At 57.9% G+C, this 2,859-nt stretch carries 2 protein-coding genes; both read right to left on the reverse strand.

What is annotated here, in order from left to right:
• A partial coding sequence (locus tag AC1VAN_RS17100) for an RHS repeat domain-containing protein (protein WP_480986279.1) occupies positions 1-761 on the reverse strand: 761 nt, incomplete at its 3' end.
• Positions 762-828: 67 nt separating this feature from the next.
• Positions 829-2,568, reverse strand: coding sequence for a hypothetical protein (locus AC1VAN_RS17105; protein WP_140226989.1), 1,740 nt, complete (start codon positions 2,566-2,568; stop codon positions 829-831).
• Positions 2,569-2,859: the final 291 nt, after the last annotated feature.

The following is a 2,859-nucleotide window of genomic DNA, read 5'->3' on the forward strand; positions in this document are numbered from 1 at the left end:
CTATTGGCTGTTGCTGCAGGATAGGAGGAGAACACCGTCCTGCCTTCGTTGTCGTACTCCCTGCCTGTGAATCTGATGGTGCCTGGGTCGGCGGCGTCGTACTCCGAGACAATCAACGGTCGCCACAGTGCGTCGTAGTACGCGATGGAAACTCGGTTTCCAGTAATGGTTGTTTTTCGCCAATGGCCAGCCGCAACGCCGTACTCGTCGCCCATGACCTGAACAAAGCTCTGGTTCATCGGGCTCCAGGCGGTGCTATCTCCACTCGGGTAGTCAATGCCCGCCACCCGTCCCATCGCGTCATAGCGATATCCGGTCGAGAACCCGTTCTGATCGGTGACTTGGCTAATCCAGCCGCGATCATCCACGACAGCGCTTTGCGTTGTGCCATCAGGGAAGCTGATCAGCTGCGGAACACCGCGCTTCCAAGAGCCCAGCACGATAGTGTTCCCATTTCCATCGCGCACGTATGCGATGGTGCCATCAGTGTTGTAGCCAAGCGATTGGGTCAACTTCCCAAATGCCCAGAACTGCGTGGGTCGAGAGGTGACAGGATCGAACGTCGCCTGATCGGCGAGGACGCCATTGATCGCACGAGTAGCAACTTGACCCAGAATCCACGAGCTTTCGTTGTCATGGTAGCTCAGGGTTTCCAAGGTAGTGGCGGCCCAGGCTTGTGGAAGGCTGGCCGTTGCAACCAGAGCAGCTGCGAGCAGCGTCTTGTGCGGGTATGTGCTTCTACGAGGCGATTTACGTGCCATACGCTTCCCTAAATTGTGGGACGCAGCGCACGAGCGCTGCCATTCGACTGCCTGTCGTAGCTCACCCTCAGGGCGAGCTGGATCGCGTGATCTTCAGCGGCCTTGCATAAGCGTCAAACTGATCCACGCGATAGAGAAATGTATTTCCATCCTGCGTGGTGGTGCGTGACTCCAATGGCTTGGGTAGCTCTTCTTCCTTCGAGCATGACCAACAGGGATTGCTGCCAATCCGGGCATAGCTGCCGTCCGAGCTACGCCGGTACTGGGTGTCTATCCGCCGCAGCACTCCCTGCGTATTCCCGCGTTCCTCACTCAGCAGCTGGCCTTCGAGATCTCCGTACTTCTGACTGAAGGTGAAGCGATCCCAGCTGCCGTCCTCGCGAGTAACGGTGAGTGCGCGCGTCTCGGGGCACGGCGTAGTCGAGCAGTAGACATGTTGTCCAGTGTCCAGGCTCGCAGCAAGCGGCGTGTACTGGTAGCTCCATGTCATGGTCGCGAGCCCGGGCCCTGAGATGACCTTGCGATCCAGTGCCAGCACGGTCAGGAGGTGGGACTCCACCGGATAGAAGATCTGCGTGAAGGGCCGGCAGGTGTTCGGCGCATTGGTTCTGCCATGAAGTCGGTAGCTCATTTCAAATGTGCCCCTGGCTCCTGAAGGATGAGTCATGACCACCGTTGCGGATGAGCTTGGACCAGGTGTGAACGGCACAAAGTCTGCACAGTTCCTCCAGCCGCCAATGGGGTTATCGAACGCAGCTCCGGCATCAAATGACCAACTCGATCCATCTGGAAGTGCCACGCGGGTGAGCTTGCGATCGACAGTGCTGCCGGTGTACTCATAGTTCCAAGTGCGGCCATTGGCGACGACACTCTGTACCCCGTCAGCCCCTGAGTTCACCGTAATGGAGCGGCCGTCGCTCGCGCTCATCACGACCTGACTTGGGGAGTAGGTGAAGGTAATGAAGTTGCCGTTCCTGTCCTCGATACGGGTCGGCAACGCGCGGAACTCACGCAGTCCCATCGTGCTCGTGTAGTTGAAGAAGCCATTACCGTAGTTCGCGGTCATGGTTCCGCGGGGTATAGCCACAATGCGGTCAAACCAGTACCTGTCCCCATTGGGGGCATGCGCCATGAAGGCCTCCCCGCTCTCGCCGTTGCTGGTGCTCGGAAGGCAGGAAAACACCCAGCGATCAGCGGTGGTCCAGTGATAGGCACGACCGTCCGTAGGTTGCTTGGCACCCGCAGCCATGATGATCATGGGCTTGCTGTCGCTCCCGGGAAGGCTCAGGGAGAGCCCGCCCCAGAAAAAGTGCGGATCAAAGGAGAAGCCGACGTTTCCTTGCCCGCCACTCACATACTCGGATGGAGCGCTGGCCTGCTGAGGTGAATTCAGTGGGATCGAACAACGACGTAGTGGCTCGCCCGGCACCATGGACACCCAGCCACTCTGCCCAAACATGCCTGAGATGTAGGGCAGGTCAAAATCCCAGTCCCTCATCGATTTGAGGGTGTCCCGGCGCCCGCCCATTTTCAATGTGCGCGAGAACCGCATTGGCAATGCGTTGTTTCCAGGTAGATCAACATCAACCTGGGTGAACTGGATGCCGCCCGTATAGAGGCTGACCCTGTCACCGAACAGGTCGTTACCCAACACCGTGAGTTCGCTCAGGCCCTTGAGCTTGTCTTCGTAGAAGACGCCCGCCTGCGATGAGGTCAGTGGCGCGCCAGTCTGTGCTTGAGCAGCGGCAGCGAGTGTCAGCAAAAATAGATTGAGGACAGCACTGATGACTTTGGAATGCAATGACACGTACGTCTCCATGTAGCGCTGGCTGAGCGGCCAGACATGATCCGGTGACTACTAAGTCTGCAACAAGACAACTTCAGGGCTTATCGGATAGCAATGAGACATCGCCTGGACAAATGCTGCCAATAGAGCCTCATTCATTGCGCTTTACGCACGAACTACCCGCGCTGCGATAGCTGCGCTTAAGAGTGACAGTCACGTTCCCCTTGCAATGCGGCGGACACTATCTCAAGTAATGACGGCGCGCAACTGGCTTTGGTTTGCGCCTCCAGCCAAGATCAAATGAGCATCGAG

It is taken from the genome of Stenotrophomonas sp. 05L44_2 (genome assembly GCF_056665995.1).